The sequence below is a fragment of the Synechococcus sp. F70.1 genome, assembly GCF_047502745.1.
Classification (GTDB): Bacteria; Cyanobacteriota; Cyanobacteriia; order Thermostichales; family Thermostichaceae; genus Thermostichus.
Genome location: NZ_JANSJL010000118.1, coordinates 1 through 816 on the forward strand (window position 1 = coordinate 1; position 816 = coordinate 816).

1 protein-coding gene is annotated in these 816 nt (G+C 52.2%); it reads right to left on the reverse strand.

Annotated elements, in window-relative coordinates:
• On the reverse strand, window positions 1-228 hold a 228-nt coding region (locus NW860_RS11185; protein ID WP_414514218.1), incomplete at its 3' end, for a hypothetical protein.
• Between the last annotated feature and the right edge of the window lie 588 nt (window positions 229-816).

Genomic DNA, 816 nt, shown 5'->3' on the forward strand with positions numbered 1-816 from the left:
AAGGATTTTGGCCAGCCCCGAATCCAACTCAGCATTTGCCAGGTGGGTAAGAGGTCGCCGCTCCGCCAGCCAATCTCTAAAATCGGGTCTGGATTTGAGCTGCTCTAGGGCCAGCAGAACCCTGATTTCCCTTTCACTGGGCCGCCAGTGGATCCCACCCTCCTCAAGGAACTTTTGCCACAGTTTCTGAGTACGTTCGCCTCCTGGTAGGGAGGTAGTGCGCACCACTACCAACTTGCGAAATCGCAGGGCCGCGTCGATCCCGGCTGCCGTCCTAGCAGCTACTAAGCGAGTTTGGAAAGATCTAGGATTAGTTGATTGAATAGCTGTAAAACAAAGGTGCCTTTCCCGCTCGTTTGCCTCGTAGAAGATTAGCCGCAAGCGAGAATGCAGAGGCGAGAAACTTCTGGATCCAGGGAAGTCAGTTTCCACTTGGCTGCCAATACTAGCCGGCAACTTTTCCTGACAGACGAGAAAGTTGCACAGAGAAGCTAGGGGCTCTTTCCATATCTCGCTCTCGTTTTCCTGTAAATACGGGGAAATATCAACCTTTTGCTTGGTCTCCTCAAAGATTCGATCTAGTTCCTTCAGTGGAGGGGGACTTGGAGTGATAGGAGCAGAACTTGGGACACCTAACTCGATAACTATCCCTTTCTGTAGGCATTGCTCCCTGTGCTCATGACATTTCTGGAGGAGCTGCCGAGGATAGATACTCTGCTGGAAGAACTCCGGCTTAAACGGGTAGGAAGGATAGGGAGGGATAAAGCCCACCTTGTGGTAGGCAGCCTGCAGGCGAGGAACAACAACTGCCTCAGC